This window comes from Streptomyces sp. 2A115, from assembly GCF_052245575.1.
In the GTDB taxonomy this organism is placed as follows: domain Bacteria; phylum Actinomycetota; class Actinomycetes; order Streptomycetales; family Streptomycetaceae; genus Streptomyces.
This window is the reverse complement of the sequence record NZ_JBQQCG010000007.1, coordinates 1-20684: the sequence shown is the minus strand read 5'-3', so window position 1 is coordinate 20684 and position 20684 is coordinate 1. Positions and strand designations below refer to the sequence as shown.

The 20684-nt window shown below is 72.2% G+C and carries 18 protein-coding genes and 1 pseudogene; 10 read left to right on the top strand and 9 right to left on the bottom strand.

The window, feature by feature from the left end; translation table 11 throughout:
• Positions 1 to 29 precede the first annotated feature (29 nt).
• Together ACTWQR_RS08590 and yczE are read right to left on the bottom strand one after the other, a co-directional pair.
• Positions 30 to 797 (bottom strand): glycerophosphodiester phosphodiesterase, encoded by a 768-nt coding sequence (locus tag ACTWQR_RS08590; RefSeq protein ID WP_443226336.1) that lies wholly within the window; start codon positions 795 to 797, stop codon positions 30 to 32.
• On the bottom strand, positions 794 to 1483 hold the full coding sequence (yczE, locus tag ACTWQR_RS08585) for a membrane protein YczE (protein WP_443226335.1): 690 nt from the start codon (positions 1481 to 1483) through the stop codon (positions 794 to 796). Before yczE ends, ACTWQR_RS08590 begins: the two co-directional genes overlap by 4 nt.
• Before the next feature lie 100 nt (positions 1484 to 1583).
• Between yczE and ACTWQR_RS08580 the strand changes: the two genes are divergently transcribed.
• Positions 1584 to 3083: an SCO1417 family MocR-like transcription factor gene (locus ACTWQR_RS08580; RefSeq protein WP_443226334.1), complete on the top strand. Its 1500-nt coding sequence runs from the start codon at positions 1584 to 1586 to the stop codon at positions 3081 to 3083.
• Positions 3084 to 3218: 135 nt separating this feature from the next.
• Here the strand turns inward: ACTWQR_RS08580 and ACTWQR_RS08575 are convergent, their stop codons facing one another.
• Both ACTWQR_RS08575 and ACTWQR_RS08570 read right to left on the bottom strand, forming a co-directional pair.
• The gene (locus ACTWQR_RS08575; RefSeq protein WP_443226333.1) at positions 3219 to 4940 is read right to left on the bottom strand and encodes a hypothetical protein; all 1722 of its coding nucleotides are present in this window, start codon (positions 4938 to 4940) and stop codon (positions 3219 to 3221) included.
• 38 nt (positions 4941 to 4978) lie between these two features.
• Entirely contained in the window at positions 4979 to 5173 is a 195-nt protein-coding gene (locus ACTWQR_RS08570; RefSeq protein WP_217456975.1) for a hypothetical protein, read from the bottom strand.
• A 303-nt stretch (positions 5174 to 5476) separates the two neighbouring features.
• Here ACTWQR_RS08570 and ACTWQR_RS08565 point away from each other — a divergent pair, with 303 nt between their 5' ends.
• From ACTWQR_RS08565 to ACTWQR_RS08545, 5 genes are all read left to right on the top strand, one after another.
• Positions 5477 to 5869: an ankyrin repeat domain-containing protein gene (locus tag ACTWQR_RS08565; protein ID WP_443226332.1), complete on the top strand. Its 393-nt coding sequence runs from the start codon at positions 5477 to 5479 to the stop codon at positions 5867 to 5869.
• Between the two features lie 301 nt (positions 5870 to 6170).
• Entirely contained in the window at positions 6171 to 7589 is a 1419-nt protein-coding gene (locus ACTWQR_RS08560; protein WP_443226331.1) for a HEAT repeat domain-containing protein, read from the top strand.
• Between the two features lie 196 nt (positions 7590 to 7785).
• Positions 7786 to 8949: a glycosyltransferase family 4 protein gene (locus ACTWQR_RS08555; RefSeq protein WP_443226330.1), complete on the top strand. Its 1164-nt coding sequence runs from the start codon at positions 7786 to 7788 to the stop codon at positions 8947 to 8949.
• Positions 8946 to 10139 carry a glycosyltransferase gene (locus tag ACTWQR_RS08550; RefSeq protein WP_443226329.1) on the top strand — a complete coding sequence of 398 codons (1194 nt, stop codon included), beginning with the start codon at positions 8946 to 8948 and terminating at the stop codon, positions 10137 to 10139. Before ACTWQR_RS08555 ends, ACTWQR_RS08550 begins: the two co-directional genes overlap by 4 nt.
• Positions 10136 to 10990, top strand: coding sequence for an SGNH/GDSL hydrolase family protein (locus ACTWQR_RS08545; protein ID WP_443226328.1), 855 nt, complete (start codon positions 10136 to 10138; stop codon positions 10988 to 10990). Before ACTWQR_RS08550 ends, ACTWQR_RS08545 begins: the two co-directional genes overlap by 4 nt.
• A 39-nt stretch (positions 10991 to 11029) precedes the next feature.
• On the opposite strand, the gene ACTWQR_RS08540 is transcribed toward ACTWQR_RS08545, so the two are convergent.
• From ACTWQR_RS08540 to ACTWQR_RS08520, 5 genes are read right to left on the bottom strand one after another with little or no spacing between them, the layout of a single operon-like run.
• Entirely contained in the window at positions 11030 to 11899 is an 870-nt protein-coding gene (locus ACTWQR_RS08540; RefSeq protein WP_443226327.1) for a biotin-dependent carboxyltransferase family protein, read from the bottom strand.
• Positions 11899 to 12513 (bottom strand): 5-oxoprolinase subunit B family protein, encoded by a 615-nt coding sequence (locus ACTWQR_RS08535; protein WP_443226326.1) that lies wholly within the window; start codon positions 12511 to 12513, stop codon positions 11899 to 11901. Before ACTWQR_RS08535 ends, ACTWQR_RS08540 begins: the two co-directional genes overlap by 1 nt.
• Positions 12510 to 13268 (bottom strand): LamB/YcsF family protein, encoded by a 759-nt coding sequence (locus tag ACTWQR_RS08530; RefSeq protein WP_443226325.1) that lies wholly within the window; start codon positions 13266 to 13268, stop codon positions 12510 to 12512. The genes ACTWQR_RS08535 and ACTWQR_RS08530 overlap by 4 nt, the downstream gene beginning before the upstream one ends.
• A gap of 19 nt (positions 13269 to 13287) precedes the next feature.
• Positions 13288 to 14109: a putative hydro-lyase gene (locus ACTWQR_RS08525; RefSeq protein ID WP_443226324.1), complete on the bottom strand. Its 822-nt coding sequence runs from the start codon at positions 14107 to 14109 to the stop codon at positions 13288 to 13290.
• The gene (locus tag ACTWQR_RS08520; protein ID WP_443226323.1) at positions 14106 to 15425 is read right to left on the bottom strand and encodes an MFS transporter; all 1320 of its coding nucleotides are present in this window, start codon (positions 15423 to 15425) and stop codon (positions 14106 to 14108) included. Before ACTWQR_RS08520 ends, ACTWQR_RS08525 begins: the two co-directional genes overlap by 4 nt.
• Before the next feature lie 217 nt (positions 15426 to 15642).
• Between ACTWQR_RS08520 and ACTWQR_RS08515 the strand changes: the two genes are divergently transcribed.
• The 4 genes and pseudogenes from ACTWQR_RS08515 to ACTWQR_RS08500 form a co-directional block, all read left to right on the top strand.
• Positions 15643 to 16344 carry a GntR family transcriptional regulator gene (locus ACTWQR_RS08515; RefSeq protein ID WP_443226322.1) on the top strand — a complete coding sequence of 234 codons (702 nt, stop codon included), beginning with the start codon at positions 15643 to 15645 and terminating at the stop codon, positions 16342 to 16344.
• 114 nt (positions 16345 to 16458) lie between these two features.
• Positions 16459 to 17985 (top strand): hypothetical protein, encoded by a 1527-nt coding sequence (locus ACTWQR_RS08510; RefSeq protein ID WP_443226321.1) that lies wholly within the window; start codon positions 16459 to 16461, stop codon positions 17983 to 17985.
• A 136-nt stretch (positions 17986 to 18121) separates the two neighbouring features.
• Positions 18122 to 19000 (top strand): hypothetical protein, encoded by an 879-nt coding sequence (locus tag ACTWQR_RS08505; protein ID WP_443226320.1) that lies wholly within the window; start codon positions 18122 to 18124, stop codon positions 18998 to 19000.
• 120 nt (positions 19001 to 19120) lie between these two features.
• Positions 19121 to 20684, top strand: a pseudogene (locus ACTWQR_RS08500) (hypothetical protein); the annotation flags it as partial.

Here is a 20684-nt window from a genome sequence, read left to right as displayed (position 1 = left end):
ACGCGGACGCCATGCGGGCCGCGGGGCCGTCAGACCCAGGTACCGCGGTCCTTGAGGACCCCGCGCAGCGTCTCGATGTGATCGGTCATGATGCCATCGACTCCCAGGTCCAGGAGTCGGTGCATCGCGGCGGGGTCGTTGACCGTCCACACGTGGACGTGCAGCCCGCGCGCGTGGGCGGCGTGCACGAAGCGGTGGTCGACCACGGGGATGCCCGACTGGGCCTCCGGAACCTGCGCGCAGACCGCCGAACGACGCAGCGCGGCGGGAATGCCCCATGAGCGCAGCCGCAGTCCCAGCACACCCCGAGTGCCGTACGAGGTCGCCAGGTTCGGACCGGCCAGGCGCTGGGCGCGGGCGACGCGCGCCTCGGAGAAGGATCCGACGCAGACGCGGTCCCAGGAGCCCGTGCGGCGGATCAGGTCGAGCAGGGGGTGCAGGGCGGGCTCCGCCTTGATGTCGACGTTCCAGCGGACGTCGGGGAACGTCTCCAGCAACTCCTCGAAGAGGGGCACCGGTTCCGCGCCCGCCACGCGCGCGTGCCGTACGTCGTCCCAGGGAAGGTCCGCTATTCGTCCTGCCCCGTCGGTCACTCTGTCCAGGGTCGCGTCGTGGAAGGCGACGAGTTTTCCGTCCGCCGTAGCGTGTACATCGGTCTCGATGTACCGATAGCCCGCCTCGACCGCACGCCGGAACTGGGCCACGGTGTTCTCCAGGCCGTCCGCCGCCCCGCCCCGGTGGGCGAAGGCGATCGGGCCGGGATGGTCGAGATAGGGGTGGCGTATACGGCTGGTCACCTGCGCAGTATCGCTCGCTCGGATGGCCCGGTGGCAACGACCGTGCTGCCGCTCGATGATGCGGAGGGTACGGCGAACACGCGCAGGAAGAGCTGGGCCAGCGGTCCGATCGCCACCGCGTACAGGACCGTGCCCACGCCGACCGTGCCGCCGAGTACGAAGCCGGTCGCCACCACCGCCACTTCGATGGCCGTGCGCACCAGGCGGATCGAGCGGCCGGTGCGCCGGTGCAGACCTGTCATGAGGCCGTCGCGCGGACCCGGGCCGAAGCGGGCAGCGATGTAGAGGCCGGTCGCCACGCCGTTGAGGACGATGGCCACCACGAGCAGGGGAATGCGGACGGCGAGGGTGTGCGTGTCGGGAATCAGGGCGAGGGTGCCGTCCATCGCGATTCCGACCACGAAGACGTTGGAGACCGTGCCGAGGCCGGGGCGCTGGCGCAGCGGGATCCACAGGAGCAGGACAGCCGCGCCCACGATGATCGACACGACGCCGATCGTCAGGCCGGTCAGCTCGGCGATGCCCTGGTCCAGGACGCTCCAGGGCGCCAGGCCCAGGCCCGCCCCCACGAGGAGGGCCAGACTCCCGCCGTACAGCGCCAGGCCTAGGTAGAGCTGAAGCAGTCGGCGGGTGAGGCGCCCCGATGATGGCGACGCCGGCGACGGCGGCGATGGCGGCGTGGACAAGATGTGCCCCCCTGTGGTGGTAGTGGCCTGACCCGTGACACTCTGTGGCTTGAGAAGAAACCTCTTCCATGGCCAATTCGGTGAAGGTGGACTGGAAATCATGGCGCAGTGGACTTCGGCGGTGGGGGCCGCTCAGCTCGCCCGGCTGCTCACCTCCCAGCAGGAGCGCCCGGCGGGCCCCGGCACACGCCGCCCGCCCGCCTATCGCGCCCTCGCCGACGGCATCCGGCTGCTTGTCCTGGAAGGACGCGTCGCCGTCGCCGCCCGGCTGCCCGCCGAGCGCGAGCTGGCCCTCTCACTCTCCGTCAGCCGCACCACCGTGGCGGCCGCGTACGAAGCGTTGCGCGCCGAGGGATTCCTGGAGTCCCGCAGGGGAGCGGGCAGTTGGACCGCCGTTCCGGCCGGGAACCCGCTGCCCGCGCGCGGCCTCGAACCGCTGCCGCCCGAGGCCCTCGGCTCCATGATCGACCTCGGCTGCGCGGCCCTGCCGGCACCTGAACCCTGGCTCACCCGCGCCGTCCAGGGCGCGCTGGAGGAGCTCCCGCCGTACGCCCACACGCACGGCGACTACCCGGCGGGGCTGCCCGCGCTGCGCGAGATGCTCGCCGAGCGGTACACCGCGCGCGGCATCCCGACCATGCCCGAGCAGATCATGGTGACCACGGGAGCCATGGGCGCCATCGACGCCATCTGCCACCTCTTCGCCGGGCGCGGCGAGCGCATCGCCGTCGAGTCCCCCTCGTACGCCAACATCCTTCAGCTGATGCGCGAGGCCGGGGCCCGTCTGGTGCCGGTCGCCATGGCCGACGGCCTCGCGGGCTGGGACATGGACCGCTGGCGGCAGGTCCTGCGCGACGCGGCGCCCCGGCTCGCGTACGTCGTCGCGGACTTCCACAACCCGACCGGCGCGCTGGCCGACGAGGACCAGCGGCGGCGGCTCGTCGACGCGGCACGGTCCGCCGGCACGGTGCTGGTCGTGGACGAGACCATGAGCGAGCTGCATCTGGACGACGGGCTGGAACTACCGCGCCCTGTCTGCGGCTTCGATCCGGCAGGGTCGACGGTCATCACGGTCGGCTCGGCCAGCAAGGCGTTCTGGGCGGGCATGCGGATCGGCTGGGTACGGGCTGCGCCCGACATCATCCGAAGCCTGGTCTCCGCGCGCGCGTACGCCGACCTCGGCACCCCCGTCGTGGAGCAGCTCGCCGTGAACTGGCTGCTCAGCACCGGTGGTTGGGAGCAGGCCGTGGACGTGCGGCGGAGCCAGGCCCGCGAGAACCGGGACGCGCTGGTGACGGCCGTACGCCGTGAACTGCCCGGCTGGGAGTTCGACGTGCCGCGCGGCGGGCTCACCCTGTGGGTGCGTACGGGAGGCCTGTCCGGATCGCGCGTCGCCGAGGCCGGCGAGCGGGTGGGCGTCCGCGTGCCGTCCGGGCCCCGATTCGGTGTCGACGGGGCCTTCGAAGGCTATGTGCGGCTGCCGTTCACCGTCGGCGGCGCGGTGGCCGACGAGGCCGCGGCACGCCTGGCCGCGGCAGCTCGGCTGGTGGAGACGGGAGTGAGCGGAGGGGCGGAGGCGCCGCGCACGTTCGTCGCCTGATACGCCCGGAGCGTGCTCGTCGCGCGACGCTCGCACTCGTTCGCCGCGCGGCGCGCCGGATCGTTCGCCGCGCGGCGCGCCGGGGCTCGTTGGTGACGTGACGCCGGGGGCTGGTTCGTGGTGTCACGCCCGCGCTCAGCTCTCCGCGCTGACGCCCACTGGGCCCTCCGCGGGGACGCTCACGGAACCCCCTGCGGGGACGCTCACCGACCCCCCTGCGGGGACGCTCACCGAACCCCCCGCGGGGACGCTCACCGAACCCCCCGCGCTGACGCTCACGGAACCATCCGGGGTGACGCCTACCTGGTCGTCGTCCGCGGTGATCACGGCAGGCTCCGCGTCCGCCGGAGTCGTACGTTCGGGCAGGAGGCACAGAACCGCCAGGCGGTGGGCCTCGCTCGTCGCCTCGTCGTACGGGTCCGGGGTCGCCGGGACCTGGAGGCGGTGCACCGGGCCCGCGCCCAGGCGGGCGTAGCCGCGGCCGGGCGGCATGTCGGAAGTCGGCGTCGTGTGCGGGGGTGACCCGAGCACGGCTTCGAGCTGGTTCGCCGACGCCGGGCCGAGGACGACACGCGCGCGCGTGTGCTGCCGTACCGCATCGGCGAGGGACTCCATGCCGTCGAACTGCTCCGCTACCACCACCGTCACATTGGCCGCGCGGCCGTGACGCAGCGGCACCTGGAGGAGGGCCTGGGGATCGTTGCGGCCGTAGGCCGCGGCCAGGTGGCCGAGCACGGTCGGGCGGTCGAGGAGCAGCCATAGGGGACGCTTCGTGTCGTCCGGCGGGGCGTGGCCCGCCTGCCGGGCCCGGTTCGCGGCGATGAGACGGCGCTCCGTCTCGTGCGCCGCCCACTCCAGGCTCGCCAGCGCGCCGGCCAGACCGCATTCGACGGCCAGGACGCCGTCGCGGCCCGTGAGACACGCGTACTCGCCCGTGCCGCCGCCCTCGACGATCAGCACGTCGCCGTGCTGGAGCGCCTGCAGCGCCATGGAGCGCAGGAGGGTGGTCGTGCCGCTGCCGGGCCCGCCGACCGCGAGCAGATGCGGCTCGGTCGAGCGCACGCCGGTGCGCCAGACGACCGGCGGGACATCGCGCCGCTTCTCACCGAAGGTGAGCGGGAGCGTGCGCTGGACGCCGGCCGGGTCGGTGAAGCCGAGGACGGTCTCGCCCGGAGCCGTGACGAAGCGCTGGGCGGCGATGTCGGTGGGAAGCGGCGACAGGACCGTGACGCTGAGGTGGTTGCCCTCCTCGTCCCACTCGAAGCGGTACTCGCGTCCGCGGCCCGACTTGGCATGCACCAGCTGCTCGATACGGGCACGGGAGTCCGCCTCCCCGTCCGTGAAATACGCGGGGTAGCGGATCGACAGCTGCGAGACGCGGCCGGTGCCGTCGAACTCGTACGAGGCGAACGCCTTCGTCCAGTCCCCGCCGTGGGCATAGAGGGGTGCCGGGTCCTCGGGGACCGAGAAGTACGGGACGAGCGCCTCGTAGAGCGACTCCAGGCGCTTGGTCTGCGCTTCGTCGGGGCCGTCCGGTCGGGGCGGCGTACAGTTCCGCCCCTGCCACGCGGCCGCCGCCATCAGGGCGATGACGGCGAGCAGCGGTCCGTACGGGATGAGGGCCACGACCAGGACGACCGAGGCGACCAGGAACAGCAGTGGCCCGCGCCGGTCCTTGGGGGTGTCCACCCACTTGCGCCGCCCGGCGGCTGCCAGCCGGCGCAGTCCACGAGTGACCGTGATCAGCGGGTGGAGGACGTCGGTGGCACCGTCGGCGGCCGTCCTGGCCAGGTCCCGGCCGCGGGCGATCTGCGCGCTGCCGGTGCTCAGAATGCGGGGGAGAGGGCGCCGGGCCACTGCTGTCTCCTGACGGTGCGTGCGGACGGGGGTGGGCGTCAGAACTTGATCCCGCTGAGCATGCCGGCCAGGCTCGCGCCGCCCGCCGTGATGCTCGGTGCGATGGCCGTGCCCGCGAGGTAGAACCCGAAGAGAGCGCAGACCAGGGCGTGCGAGGCCTTGAGGCCGTCCTTGCGGAAGAAGAGGAAGACGATGATGCCGAGCAGGACTACGCCCGAGATGGAAAGGATCATGAGGATTCTCCTGGTCGATGGGGACAGTCACCATGAGTACTTCCAGGGTCACAGCATGTATCCATACGATAAAAGGTGCAACTGGGTGAATTTCTTCTTATTTCATACGACTGGCCCTGCCGCGTTCGATCGCTCGGGCGGTCGCGCGGTGGTTTGCCGGGTTCATGGTGATCTTTGCCTCGAGTGGGGCCGGTCATGTGCCCGTGAAGCCAGTACGCTGGCGAATCACTCGTACGGCCGCACCGCTCGCCGTCGTACGTTCCCGCAGTCCCGTAGGTGTCGCAGTGAGAGGCGGACCGGCCGATGAGTGAAGCCCCCGACCCCGAGGTCGTGGAGCTGGCGACCAAGATCTTCGATCTGGCTCGGCAGGGGCAGACCGAGGCGCTCGTCGCGTACGTCGACGCGGGCGTTCCGGCCAACCTCACCAACGACCGGGGCGACTCCCTCGTGATGCTCGCCGCCTACCACGGTCACGCCGACGCCGTACGCGCCCTCCTGGAGCGTGGCGCAGAGGCCGACCGGATCAACGACAGGGGCCAGACTCCGCTCGCCGGAGCCGTCTTCAAGGGTGAGGACGCGGTCATCCGGGCCCTCCTGGACGCCGGTGCCGACCCCTCCGCGGGCACGCCCTCCGCCGTCGACACGGCCCGCATGTTCGGCAAGGCCGAGCTGATCGAGTTGTTTGACGCGCACTGAACAGGCCGTCCTGACCAGGCAAAATGAATATTTTGGGGGAGGCGGTACGGGGCCGCCGGAAATGCGGTCGCGGCAGCGAGAACCGCTGGGTCATCATGACGTCGTGATTCACGGACGCGATGGCTGGGCAGGTGTTGCCGCACCGCGCGGACCGTGATGCGGCCCGCACGGGCCACCGACGAGAGGCAGAGGAAAATGGTCTACAGCAAGCAGGAAACGGCGGGCGCCCCGACGTGTTGTCACGTGGCCAGGTAAAGCAGGAACCCCGGTTGCGTCGACGCTTGATGTGAGGCTGTTTCCCATGTTCGATCCGGTCATAGCGCCCAGCGGTACGCTGCTCGGCCTGCTCCAGAGGGGCCGCGGCGACGGCACGCTCCACGCGCTCACCGCACCGCGTGCCGAGGCGCTCGCGGCGCTCAACCATTGTGTGCTGCGCGACCCCCGCCACGACTGGCAGGTGGAGAACCGCTCCCTGTACTACGCCCGTCTCTACCTCGATCTGAACGGTGAGCTCGACGAGATCGAGCAGCATCTCTTCGACGTCGAGGACGTGCTCGACACGGACGAGTCACGCACGGGCCTCGCGCTCGCCGTCCTCGGCCACCTCGCCTCGTACGAGAGGGAGGACGCTCTCGAACTGCTGCGGCGCTATGCCGCCGTCGGCGCCAACTGGGCCTGGGCCCTCGACGAACTGGCGCTGCGCGACGACGACGCCGGCCTGCGCGCCCTCGCCGCGCCGGTGCTCGCCCGTTTCCCGGCCGACCCCGAGGGCGAGGCCGAGCTGGCCGTCGTCGTGCGGGACGCCTTCGAACCGCGGCCCTGGCGGTTGTGGGCCGACGATCCACGCGAATCCATCGGCACGCGTGTGCGTGCCGCTCAGGAAGCCGGCTCCTTCGACCGCTGGCAGCGGCAGATGCGACCATCCGGGCCCCGGCCGGGGTGGAGCGTGCGGGCCGTCTTCGAATGGGCCCAGCAGGGCATCGAACGCGGAGCCGCGCTCCACGTCCCGGCCGCGCGCTGCCTCTCGGCCGTCGCCGGACCCGAGGACCGCCCGGAGATCGTCGAGGCCGCCCGTGCCGGAGACGACGGCGCGCGCTGCACGGCCCTGCGATATCTGGCCGACAACCACGATCCGGACGTACTGGATCTGGTCGAGGCCGCTCAGGCCTCGGGCTCACGGCTTGTCGTGGACGCCGCCGTGGACGCCTTCGAGCGGATGCGCAGCGTCGCCGCCATCGAGCGGGCGCGAAGTTGGGTCCATCGGCCCGACGCCCTCGGAGAGGCCGCCGGGCGGGTGCTCGCCTGCCGGGGCGGCGCGCAGGACAGTGACCTCGTCCTGGGCGCCCTGCGGGAAGCCGTACGGGGCGAAGGCCCCGACGCACCGACCCTGTGGACCCTCGTCGACGGCGCCGGACGGCTCGGCATCGCCGCCGGAGCTCCCGTCCTCCGGCACGTATACCGAGAGACCGCCTCCTCCCAGCTGCGCGGGCGCGCGGCACGTGCGCTGGCCGCCACCGATCCCTCCTTCCCCGCCGGATTCGCCGTCGAGTGCCTCTGGGACTGCGAGGAGTCCACCCGGGAGGTGGCCGCGCGGTACGCCGAGACCGGTGACGCCCGGGTGGTCGACCAGCTCCGGCGGCTCGCCGCCGATCCCGCCGAGGAGGCCGACGTGCAGACGGCGGTACGCAGTCGCATCGGGCCGGACGCGTCCGCCGTGTGAATCCGGCCGGATTTGGTCGGTGAGACCGCCGTACGAGCGTTGGTCGCCGGCCCGTATCCCGTTGGTACGGACCCGGACGCCGGGGCGTGACCGCCTTGTGACAAGGGGGCGCGCGGAGCGCAACGCTCATGGGACGTTCCTCGGCCGGAAAGATCCACGTTGACGCGGCCACGTCCAGCCCGACGACAACACGGGTATGCGTGTCGTCATCGTCACCGAATCCTTTCCCCCCGATGTGAACGGCGTGGCCCACTGCGCGCTCCAGACCGCCCGGCATCTCGTCGAGCGCGGTCACGCTCCCATCGTCGTCGCCCCGGCCACCTCCCCCAAGTTCTCGACTTCGCTCGAACAGGGAGGGACCCCCATCGGGAACGGGCCCGACGCCCTCGCGCCGTGCCCCGTCGTCCGAGTCCCCTCCCTACCGCTCCCCGGCTACCCCCAGGTCCGCGTCGCCCTCCCCAGCCGACGCGTCGCCGCCGCGATCACCGAACACCGCGCCGACATCGTTCATCTCGCCAGCCCCTTCGTCCTCGGCGTCCGCGGCATGTCCGCCGCCGCCCGGCTCGGTATCCCCGCCGTGGCCGTCTACCAGACCGACCTCGCCGGATACGCCCGCACGTACATGGGCGCGGGCGAGGCCACCGCCTGGCGCCGCATCCGCTCCGTCCACGCCGCCGCCGACCGCACACTCGCCCCGTCCAGCGCCGCCCTGCACGATCTGGAGGCACACGGTGTGCCCCGGGTGCGGCTGTGGCCGCGCGGCGTCGACACGGTCCGGTTCCGGCCGGAACACCGGGACGACGCACTCCGCCGTGAACTCGCTCCGAACGGCGAGCTGATCGTCGGCTACGTGGGCCGGCTCGCCCCCGAGAAGCAGGTGGAACTCCTCGCCGGAGCCTGCGCCCTGGACGGCGTACGGGTCGTCGTCGTGGGCGACGGGCCGAGTCAGCCCAGCTTGACCCAGGCGCTCCCCGGAGCCGTCTTCCTGGGGCGTCGCACCGGCGACGAACTCGCCCGGATCTTCGCCTCGCTGGACGTCTTCGCGCACACCGGCCCCTTCGAGACCTTCTGCCAGACCGTCCAGGAGGCGATGGCGAGCGGCGTCCCCGTCGTCGCCCCCGCCGCGGGCGGACCGCTCGACCTGGTGGCCCACGGCCGCACCGGCCTGCTCGTCCCGCCGCGCGACGAGGGCGCCGTACGCGACGCGGTCTGGTCCCTCGCCGCCGACCCCGCGCTCCGGGCCGCGTACGGGGCAGAGGGGCGTCGTACCGTCGAGGGCCGCACCTGGGCGGCTGTCGGCGACCAGCTCATCGGGCACTACGCCGACGTGCTCTCCGGACGCGCGGTGGTGGCGGCATGAGCGGCGCCCTGCGGATAGTCCGGCTCGCCAACTTCGTCGCACCCACCTCGGGCGGGCTGCGGACCGCGCTGCGGGAACTGGGCGCCGGATACCGGGCGGCCGGGCACGAGCCCGTGCTGATCGTGCCCGGAGAGCGCGCCTCGGACCGTGAGACCGAACAGGGGAGGGTGATCACGCTGCCGGGTCCACTGCTGCCCGGCACCGGCGGCTACCGCGTCCTCACCGACAAGAGGCGGGTGGCCGGCCTCCTGGAGGAGCTCGCGCCCGACCGGCTGGAGGTGTCCGACCGTACGACGCTGCGCTGGACCGGCGTCTGGGCGCGGCGTGCCCGCGTGCCCGCCGTGATGGTCTCCCACGAGACCGCCGACGGCGTGCTGCGCACCTGGGGGCTGTCGGAAGGGATGGCCCGGCGGGCCTCCGACGCCCTCAACATCCGTACCGCGCACCACTATTCGCGTGTCGTGTGCACTACAGAGTTCGCCGAGCGGGAGTTCATCCGTATCGGAGCGCGCAATGTCGTACGCGCTCCGCTGGGCGTCGACCTGGAGGCGCGGCACCCCTCGCTGCGGGACCCCGGGCTGCGTGCCCGGCACGCGCGCGTGGACGAGGTGCTGCTGGTGATGTGCTCCCGGCTGTCCGTCGAGAAGCGGCCCGGTACGGCGCTGGAGGCCCTGGAGGTGCTGCTGCGCCGTGGACAGCGCGCGGTGCTCGTCGTGGCCGGCGACGGACCGCTGCGCGTCCGGCTCGAACAGCGGGCGCGCGAGCGGCGGTTGCCGGTCACCTTCCTCGGCCATGTCGCCGACCGCGCGCTCCTTGGCGGGCTGCAGGCCTCCGCCGACGTCTGCCTGGCGCCCGGGCCCGCTGAGACCTTCGGACTCGCCGCCCTGGAGGCGATGGCGTGCGGCACGCCCGTCGTCGCCAGCGCCTCCTCCGCCCTCCCGGAGGTCGTCGGCTCCGCCGGAGCCACCGCCGCGGACGACGGGGCGTCCTTCGCGGACGCGGTGCGGCTGCTCCTGAATCGCCCCGAGAGCGTGCGGCGGGAGGCCGCACGCGCGCGTGCGGCGTGTTTCGGGTGGTCGGCCGCCGTCGAGGGGTTCCTCGCGGCGCACGACGCGGTCACCCGCGTTGTGGGGCCCGAGTCGTCCGCGGGCACACTGCCGGTGAAGCGGGCTCGGGAGGGCGTTGTATGAGACCCCTCCGGTTCGTGGCGCTGGGGGACTCCCTCACGGAAGGGGTGGGCGATCCCGTGGGCGACGGGTGGCGCGGCTGGGCCGCGCTGCTCGCCGACGGGATCGCCCCGGCCGACGCGCCCGTGGAGTTCGTCAACTTCGCGGTCAGCGGCTCCCAGACGCGTGACGTCCTGGAACGCCAGACCCCGGCCGCACTGGCCGTGCGGCCGGACGTCGCCTCGGTCGTCATCGGCGTCAACGACACCCTGAGGTGCACCTTCGACATCCACGCCGTGGCCGAACGTCTCGACAAGGTGTACGCGGCGTTCACCGGGCAGGGGGCGATGCTCCTCACCGCCTGCCTGCCCGACCCCGGCGCGATGCTGGGGCTGCCCGGAGCACTGGCCCGGCCGCTCGCACGGCGCCAGCGGGCGGTGAACGCGGTCGTGCACGCGCTCTCCGAGCGGTACGGCGCGGTGCATCTGCATGCCGCGGAAGGGGCCTGGGTGACCGACCGGGCCATGTGGAGCGCGGATCGGCTGCACCCGGGCGAGCGGGGGCACCGGCAGTTCGCCGCCCACTTCCACGGGCTGCTCGCGCGTGAGGGCATCGCCACGGGGGCCACACCTTCCCTCGAGCCCGAGTTCCCCGTGCCCACCCGGTCGGCGAGCCTGTGGTGGCTGGCCACCGCCGGAACGGGCTGGATGGCCCGCCGCTGCACCGACCTCCTGCCCCAACTCCTCAGCCTGGCCGCCTCCGAGGTCCGCCACGGGGCACGGGGCACGGGCGGTCGTCTCGACCTCAGCGCGTCCCATGCGGTGGCGTCGGCGCTGGCCGCGCTGTCGGCTACGGAGCAGCCGGATGTGGCGTAGCGGTCAGCGACGGGATGCGCGTGCTCGTGTGCCCAGCCGTCAACGGCTGCGTACGACCACGAACCGCACCGGGGTGCCCGGTGCGGCCTGGGCCGTGGCGGGGAGGTCGTCGGGGTGGACGACCGCGATCACCGGGTAGCCACCGGTGGTCGGGTGGTCGGCCAGGAAGACCACGGGTCTGCCGTCCGGGGGTACTTGGACCGCTCCGAGGACCATGCCCTCGCTGGGGAGTTCGCCTCCGACCGCCCGCTCCAGGGCGGGCCCCTCCGTCCGCAGGCCGATGCGGTTGCTCGCTGAGGACACCCGGTAGGTGCGCGTGGTGAGGGTGTGTACGGCTGCCGCCGTGAACCAGTCGTCGCGAGGGCCGAGCGTCACACGCAGGACGAGTTCGAGCGGAGGACGCGGCTGCGGAATGAGGTCCACGCGCGCGTGGGGGCCGTTCGGCCGCCCCAGGGGGAGCACCATTCCGTCGGTGAGGGGCGGTGGGCCGAGGCCCGACAACAGGTCCGTCGACCGGCTGCCGAGCACCGGCTCGACGGCGACCCCGCCCGAGACGCCCACGTAACTGCGTACTCCGGAGGCCGCCGTGCCCACCGACAGCAGGGCCCCGCCGGGCACGCGCACCGGTGCTCCCCAGGCGACCGGGCGCCCGTCCACGGAGACCGGGCACGGGGCTCCGCCGACCGCCACGGTGACCGCCGAACGCGGCCGCACGGCACACCCGTTGAGCGTGGTCTCCAGGAGGGCCGCCTCGGGCGGGTTGCCGACGAGCCGGTTCACCAGGGCCGCGGCGGGCGCGTCCAGCGCGCCCGAGTGCGGCACGCCCAGGTGCGCGTGACCGGGGCGCCCCTGGTCCTGCACGGTGGTCAGCGCCCCGGCCCGCACGACGGCCAGCGCACGGTCCGTCATCAGCACCCCACCGGAACGAAGCGGACCAGCGTGCCCGGCGACAGCAGCGCTGCCGGCACGCGCGCGTGGTCCCACAACACCGCGTCCGTCGTGCCGATCAAGCGCCAGCCACCCGGCGACGAACGCGGGTACACGCCCGTGTACGGGCCGGCCAGCCCCACTGAACCGGCCGGGACGGTCGTACGGGGCGTCGCGTGCCGGGGCACGCCGTACTGGGCCGGGAGTCCGGTCAGGTAGCCGAAGCCCGGGGCGAACCCGCAGAAGGCGACCCTGAATTCGGCCGCCGCGTGGATCCGCGCCACCTCGTCGGGGGACACGTCCCAGTGGCCGGCGACGTCCGCCAGATCGGGGCCGTCGTAACGGATGGGGATCTCCACGACCTGCTCCGGACGCGGGGGAGCGGTCGGCAGTTGTGAGGTGGTCAGCTGCGCGGCCAGGCGGGCCGGGTCGTCGAGGCCGTCCAGAAGGACCGTACGGGCCGCGGGCACGATCTCGCGTACCGAGAGGGAGCCCTCCGTGCGGCGGCGCAGCAGGTCCGCGTGCAGGGCCTGCGCCTCCTCGTCCGTGGACACCTCGACGAGCAGAGCCCGGTCGCCGACCGGGAGCGCCCTCATGCGAAGGCCTCCACACGGACGCCCGACATCTCCAGCCGCGTACGGACCTGGCGGGCCAGGTCCACCGCGCCGGGGGTGTCGCCGTGCACGCACAAGGAGCGGGCACGTACCGCGATCTCGCGCCCGGAGTGGGAGGTGACCACTCCGAAGCGGGCGAGGCCCACGGAGCGCTCCACGACGGCATCGGGGTCGGAGACCACCGCGCCGTCCTGACCGCGCGGCACGAGCGTGCCCTCCTCGGTGTACGCGCGGTCCGCGAACGCCTCGGTGACGACCGGGAGTCCGGCCTTCTCGGCCACTTCCAGGAAGCGTGAGCCGGGCAGTCCGAGAACCGAGAGCGTGGGGTCCGCGAGCAGCACGCCGTCGACCACCGCCCCCGCCTGCTCCTCGTCGTGCACGACACGGTTGTAGAGCGCGCCGTGCGGTTTGACGTACGCCACGCGCGCGCCCGCCGCGCGCGTGAAGACCTCCAAGGCGCCGATCTGGTAGGCCACTTCGGCCGCCAGTTCGTCGGGCGGCACGTCCATCGCGCGCCGCCCGAAGCCCGCCAGGTCCCGGTAGGCGACCTGGGCGCCGATCCGTACGCCGCGCGCGGCCGCCAGCTCGCACACCCGCCGCATGGTGGGCGCGTCCCCGGCGTGAAAGCCGCAGGCCACGTTGGCGCTGGTGACGACGGACAGCAGCTGTTCGTCGTCGGTCAGGTGCCAGTGGCCGAAGCCCTCGCCGAGGTCGGCGTTGAGATCGATCGAGATCATGGAGTGTTCGTTCCTCCGGTCAGGCGACGCGGTACTGCTCGTCGCGGGCGTCGGTGATGAACATCTGGCCCGGCGCGTGGGTGATCGCGAACGGCGGCCGCGAGGCCATCACCGCTGCCTGTGGCGTCACACCGCAGGCCCAGAACACCGGGATGTCGTCCGGCTCGGCGTCCACCGGATCACCGAAGTCGGGGCGGGCGAGGTCCCCGATGCCGAGGCCGCCCGGCTCGCCGCAGTGCACCGGGCTGCCGTGCACCGCGGGCAGCAGGCTGGTCTCCCGGATCGCCGCGGGCAGGTGCTCGGCCGGCACCGGACGCATCGACACCACCATCGGGCCGTGCAGCCGCCCCGCGGGACGGCACTGGCGGCTGGTCACGTACATGGAGACGTTGCGCCCCTGCTCGATGTGGCGCATCGGCACGCCCGCCTCGGTCAGCGCCCACTCGAAGGTGAAGCTGCAGCCGATGAGGAACGAGACGAGGTCGTCGCGCCAGTGGCTCACCACGTCCGTGGGCTCCTCCACCAACTCACCGTGCTCCCATACCCGGTAGCGCGGCAGATCGGTGCGCAGATCGGCGTCGGCGGCCAGGACGGTCGTCCAGGAACCGGCGTCGGTGACGTCGAGCACCGGGCAGGGCTTCGGGTTGCGCTGGCAGAACAGCAGCATGTCGTACGCCCAGTCGGCCGGCACCGAGATCAGGTTCGCCTGGGTGTGGCCCGCCGCGGAGCCCGCGGTGGGACCCGACACGCCCGAACGGAAGCGGGAGCGTGCCTCTGCCGGGCTCCACGCGTGCGCGTGCTCGTCGAGGAGGTTCGGGGGGCGGTGCTGCGTACGGATCACAGAAGTTCCTTCCCACGGGTCTCCGGCAGGCCGATCAGGGCCAGTGCCGCGAGACCGTATCCGATCGCGCCGAAGACCAGCGCGCCCCCGACGCCCCAGCTGTCGGCCAGGAAGCCGACCAGCGTCGGGAAGACCGCGCCCACGGCACGGCCGGTGTTGTACGTGAAGCCCTGCCCCGTGCCGCGCACCGCCGTCGGGTACAGCTCGCTGAGGAACGAGCCGAAGCCGCTGAAGATCGCCGACATGCAGAAGCCGAGCGGGAAACCGAGTACGAGGACAAGGGTGTTGGCGCCGCTCGGGATGTTCGCGTAGGCCAGGATGCAGACCGCTGAGAGGATCGCGAAGAGCAGGATGTTGCGTTTGCGGCCCAGCTTGTCGGTGAGATAGCCGCCGGTCAGGTAGCCGATGAAGGCTCCTGTGATCAGGAACGTCAGGTAGCCGCCGGTGCCGACGACGGACAGCCCGCGGTCGGTCTTCAGGTACGTGGGAACCCAGGTGGCCAGCGTGTAGTAGCCGCCCTGGACACCCGTGGAGAGCAGGACCGCGAAGATCGTCGTCCGCAGCAGTCCGGGCGCCTCGGCCGTGCCCGGCTTGAAGATCGTCGCGAACGAGCCCTTCTGCGGGCTCTTCTTGCGGAGTTCGGCCGCCTCCGGGGCATCGTGCACACTGCGGCGCACCCAGACCACGAGCAGGGCCGGCAGCGCCCCGGTCCAGAACATCACACGCCAGGCGATGTCCTCGTCCACGAACTGGAAGACCAGCGTGTAGACGATCACCGCGAGTCCCCAGCCGACGGCCCAGGAACTCTGGATCGCGCCCAGCGTGCGGCCCCGGTGCTTGGCGCTCGAGTACTCGGCGACCAGGATCGCTCCGACCGCCCATTCGCCGCCGAAACCGAGGCCCTGAAGAGCCCGGAACACCAGCAGGGTCTCGTAGTTGGGCGCGAAGCCGCAGGCCACGGTGAAGACCGCGTACGTGATGACGGTGATCATCAGCGCCTTGACGCGCCCGATCCGGTCCGCGATCACGCCTGCCGCGGCGCCGCCGATCGCGGAGACGACCAGCGTGACCGTCGTGAAGAGCCCGGTCTGGCCGCTGTTGAGGCCGAAGTACGCCGCCAGGGCCACCATGCTCAGCGGCAGCGTGAAGTAGTCGTACGAGTCCAGGGCATAGCCGCCGAACGCGCCGGCGAAGGCACGCCGGCCGCGCGGGCCCAGGGCCCGTAGCCAGGCGAACGCGCCCTCGTCGGAGGTGGGTTCACCCATTCCGGGGCGCGATTCGGTGGGCAGGGCCTGTGGTGGAGGGGTCGTGCTCATGGGCACCTCGCAGTTGAGGGACGGGAGAGTGCTTGATGACTGAGCCGTGCCGTGCGGGAGCGGGTGGAGAGAGGAGCGTGAAGAGACGAGCGATGGCGTGCGGAAGCCGTCGGTACCGGGGTGAGGGGCCGGTGCTTGATTAGCAAGGTAGAGGATCGTTGAACGATCCCTCAATACCCATGTTGTTTCGTTCTTGTATCTGCGATTGAATTCGGGAGTGGCTGAACTGAACGGACTTGCGGACGACCGCGCGTTGCTGGGCCGCACCAGCACCGCCGAGCGCGTCTCGGACATCCTCAGGAGTCGGATCGCGGAGGGGTACTTCCCACCCGGTACGCGGCTGTCCGAGGACAGCATCGGCGGCGCGCTCGGCGTCTCGCGCAACACGCTGCGCGAGGCATTCCGGCTGCTCACGCACGAACGGCTGCTGGTCCACGAGCTCAACCGGGGTGTCTTCGTACGCGTCCTGACAGTCGAGGACGTCGAGGACATCTACCGCATCCGCAGTCTCGTCGAGGGCGCCGTCGTGCGCGGCCTCGGCGAGCCGCCGTACGCCGTGGACGGTCTCGCCAAGGCCGTCACGGACGGGCAGCGGGCGACCCACGACAGTGACTGGAAAGCGCTGGGCACCGCCAACATCCACTTCCACCGGGAACTGGTGGCGCTTGCCGGGAGCGCCCGCACCGACGAGCTGATGCGCAGCGTGTTCGCCGAACTCCGCCTCGCCTTCCACCTGGTGGACGAACCCCGGCGGCTGCACGAGCCGTATCTGGCCCGCAACCGCCAGATACTGCAAGCCCTGCAGGGAGGCGACCGGGACGGGGCCGAGAAGCTGCTCGCGGTGTATCTCGACGACTCGCGCAAGAGGGTCGTGGAGGTCTATGGACGGCGGATGGCGGAGGACGGCCTGGACGGCTAGGACGGGCGGCCGGAGAGCTCCGCGTCGCCGTGGCAGCGGGTCCGCACCGCTGTGACCTGGTTCGCTTCCGCATCGTTTCGGTCGTTGTCAGACCCAGGACCTAGTCTGTGCACCGTGACTTCGCCTGCATCGACGGACAGTGTTCCGCCCCAGTTCAGCGCGGGGCCGCGGCCCGCGCCGGGCCCGGCCGCCGACGAGGGACTGGCGCGGCGGCTCCGCGCGCTCGCCTGCACCGCGCCGCTGCACGACCTCGACGTACGCAAGGCGAACCTCGCGGGTGAGTACTCGGTGTACGGGATGGCGGAGGTGGCCCTCGCCGCCATCGACCTCGTCACGCTGAACATGGACTTCGACACGGGCGCCGACCACGACCAGATAGTGGCCAGGCTCATCCCGCGCATCGCCGCCCAGGCTCCACGGCGCCCGGTCGCCGAGCACGAGCGCGTCGCCCGCTGGGTCCTGGAGAATCTGATCAACGTCGGCAGCGTCGACCGCGGCTTCCGTGCCGTATACGGCACGTTCGCGCCCGACGGCTCCTATGTGCGCCGCGACTACGACTTCAAGCTGATCGAGGAGGTGCCCGGCTACGGGGGGAGCGTGTACCTCCGTACGACGGACGAGGCGGTCAACGTCCTCGTGGGCGCCCTCGACACCGACGTCACCAGCGCGCAGATCGCCGCCGAGGTCAAGCTCGAGGTGCTGATCAGCCGCGGCCGTCTCGCCGACGCGCAGCTCGCCGCCGAGCAGGCCCGGTACCGGACCGTGCAGTACTCGGAGACGCTCAGACGGGCGCTGGACGCGACCCGGCGCAATGTGCGGGCCGTCGACTGGCTGCAGGCCGTGCCCGACATGATCGCCGAGGCGCTCGACCATGTCGCTGATCGGTATCGGCACGAGAACGCGATCCTCACCAATATCCGCAAGGCCCGCGACGAGTCCGAGGACCCCGAGCAGAAGCGCCGCGCCGCCGAGCTCGTCGACATCGTCAAGGACTGCATCCGCCGGCATACGCAGTTGCAGTCGCGACTGCTGGAGGCCGGCCCGCTGTTCCGTGCCGAGCAGGACCGGCAGGCCTTCGCGACGCCCATGACGACGTCCGGGATCGACCTCTACGGCCATCTCGTCGCGCCCGTGCTGCCGCTTCCCCTGGAGCAGGCGCTGCGTGTGACGGACGCGTTCTTCGCACGCGGGACGGGGTTTCGGACGCCGGTGTCCGTACGGGTCGGGGACCTCGTGGACATACTGCTCACGCCGCCGCTGGAGCGGGAGCATCTCGGGGCCGAGATGCCCGAGCCGGATCTGATCGCCACGCCTGACGACAGCCGGTTCAGCGAGGAGCAGCTGGCCCGCGCCATGGAGTTGCTCGATCTGCCGTCCGATGCGCCTCGGCGGCTGTCGGGGCTGCTCGCCGACGCGCGTCGTGAGGATCCCGAACTGCCTTACCTGGTTGCCCTGTTGGCAGTGCACGCGGCCAGTCCGCCGGTCGGGACGGCTTACCGGCAGGGCGAGGAGAAGCTGCTGTTCGCCGTGGATGACGGGACCGAGCTGGATGATCCGGAGTTCGGTGGAGCTGATCTCATTGTCGGCATGGCTCTGCTGGACGCGGTGGGGATGGCGGCCGACCGGACGGAGGCGGCGTGAACGCTCCGCTGGGAGAGCTGGGGGACTGCGGGTTGTTTGTGACCTGCGGGTCGGCCATGGCTGGTCGCGCAGTTCCCCGCGCCCCTTACGGGGCGCCTGTCCTCACCCTCGTATTTCAGATCAAGGAGCCTCAGTCGTGACCGAGCATGTCGAGTGGAGTGAGCCGGACGCCGCCGCCGCGCCGGTGTCCGCCGCCGTCACTCCCGCCGACGCCGCCGATGCCGCGCGCCTCGTGGCCTTCGGGCTGCAGCCCAAACTGCAGCCCGCGCGGGATCAGGAGTACGCCGAGTTGCTGCGTCGGTATCGCGAGGATCCGTCCTTCGCGCGGCTCGCCGACGCCGTGGCCGCCGGGCTCGGGCTTGTCGTGCTGGAGGTGTCTCCACGTGCGGGGATGGCGGTGACCGCTGCCGAGGACTCGGTGTTCGCCGTGCGCATGGGGGACTACGCGCGGCGGGCGTCCGCCGACTCGGGGGACCGGTTCCTGCACGGGCTCGCGCATCTCGCCGTCGCCGCCATGGCTTTCCCGCGGCCCGAGGACCTCGCGGACGACGGGTACATCGGGCGGGTCTCGGTCAACGGCGTCGACGCGTTCGTACGGCAGGCCTGTCGGCGGCTGGAGGAACGGGCCGAGGTACAGGGCGAGAACACCGACCCGGCGACGGACGCACCGGATCTTGAGGCCGCCTGGCGGATCTGGGCGCGGCGCAGCTCCACCGGGGCCACCAAGGACGCGCGAAGACTTGCCGGTTCGACCACGGGCATCGTCGGCAAGGCCGTCGCGTTCCTCACCGACTCCGGGTTCCTGCAGCGGACCGGGGACGACTCCGGGGGGACGTACCGGACGACGGCCCGTTATCAGCTCCAGGTCCGTGACATGGCGGGCAGTGCGGCGATGGCCGAGCTGCTGGAGCTGGGCATCGTGCCGGTCACCGACGGCACAGCGAGTCTGCTGCCCGCCGAGGACACCGACGACCTGGAGCTGGCGGCCGACGCCGGGCTGCCGTTCCACTCCTGACCGAACGACTGCCCCCGACCACTGTCTACTCACCCACTTGTCTGCTCACCCCCTGTCACCCACTGTTTCTCCACCCACCCACCACTTCAACTTCCTTTACGACTACGAGAGTCCGCCGCCATGTACGAGCTGTCCCGGGTCCGCCTCTACTCCATCGGGCCGGCCGGTGCGCGCTACGCCGACACCGTGCTGGACCTGCGGGGTGTCGGCGAGCCCGTGCCCGACCCCGCGCCCACGCAGGCGGAGTTCTTCGAGGAGGAGCCCGTCGGGCCGCCGCGTCGCCCCGCGCCCGCAGGCGTGCTCTTCCTGGAGAACGGCGGCGGCAAGTCCGTACTCCTCAAGCTGATCTTCTCGGTGATGCTGCCGGGCCACCGGAACACCCTGGGCGGCGCCAGCTCCGGGGTGCTGCGCAAGTTCCTGCTCGCGGACGACTGCGGGCATGTGGCGCTGGAGTGGCAGCACACGCTGACCGGCGAGTGTGTGGTGGTCGGCAAGGTGTGCGAGTGGCGGGGGCGCCAAGTCTCGAATGACCCGCGGAAGTTCGCCGAAGCCTGGTACTCGTTCCGGCCCGGGCCCGGGCTGAGCCTGGACAACCTGCCGGTCGCCGAGGCCACCGCCATGCGGCCGTCGGCGGAGGGGGCTTCCGGAGCGCAGGGGCGGCGGCGCACCATGAAGGGCTTCCGGGACGCGATCACCGAGGCGGGCAAGGCGTATCCGCACCTCGAAGTGCACTGGGAGGAGATCCACGACCGTTGGAACGAGCACCTCGGCGACCTGGGCCTCGACCCCGAACTCTTCCGCTACCAGCGGGAGATGAACGCCGACGAGGGCGAGGCGGCCGGCCTCTTCGCGGTCAAGAAGGACTCCGACTTCACCGACCTGCTGCTGCGCGCGGTCACCGATACCCGGGACACCGACGGGCTCGCCGACCTGGTGAGCGGGTTCGGCAACAAGCTGGGGCGGCGGGCCGAGCTGATCGCCGAGCGGGAGTTCACGGCCGGGTCCGTGGACCTGCTCGGCCGGATCGTGGACGCGGCCGGAGGGAGGGCACGCGCGCGTGACATCCACGCGGCCGCGGAGCGGCGTACGCGCACGCTCGCCCGGCGGCTCTCCGCGCGCGCCGGGCAGGAGAGGAGCCGCACTGGTGACCTCGCTCAGCAGGTCACCACCGCCGCGCACCGGGTCACCGAGGCCGAGAGCTCCAGGGAGCGCAGTGCGCTGATCGCGGCCGAACTCGCCTACCGGCACGCCTCGCTGGCGCTCGCCGGGGCCGAGAAGGGCGCGGCCGCGCAGAAGCGCGAGCTGGCCGACGCGCGCACCCTGCACTCCGCGTGGCAGGCCGCCGAGCTCGTGCTGCGGCACCGCGCCGCCGCCGACCGCTCCGCGCGCGTGGCCGACGCGATCCGTGAGGCCGAGCGGGACGCCGCGCCCGCGCTCGCCGCCCGCGCCAGGGCCGCCGTCGATCTCGTACGCGCCCTGCACGCCGCCGCCGAAGGTGCCGAGACGGTCGCCAACGAGGAGGAGGAGCGGTCCGCCGCGCTCCAGGAGGTCGGCGAGGCGGCCCACCGGGACGCGACGTCCGCCGCCACCGAGGCGCAGCGCGCCCGCAGTGAGGTCGGCCATCTGCGTCAGCGCCTCGGCGAGGTCGAGCAGGAGACCGCCGAGGCGGTGCGCGCCGGGTGGC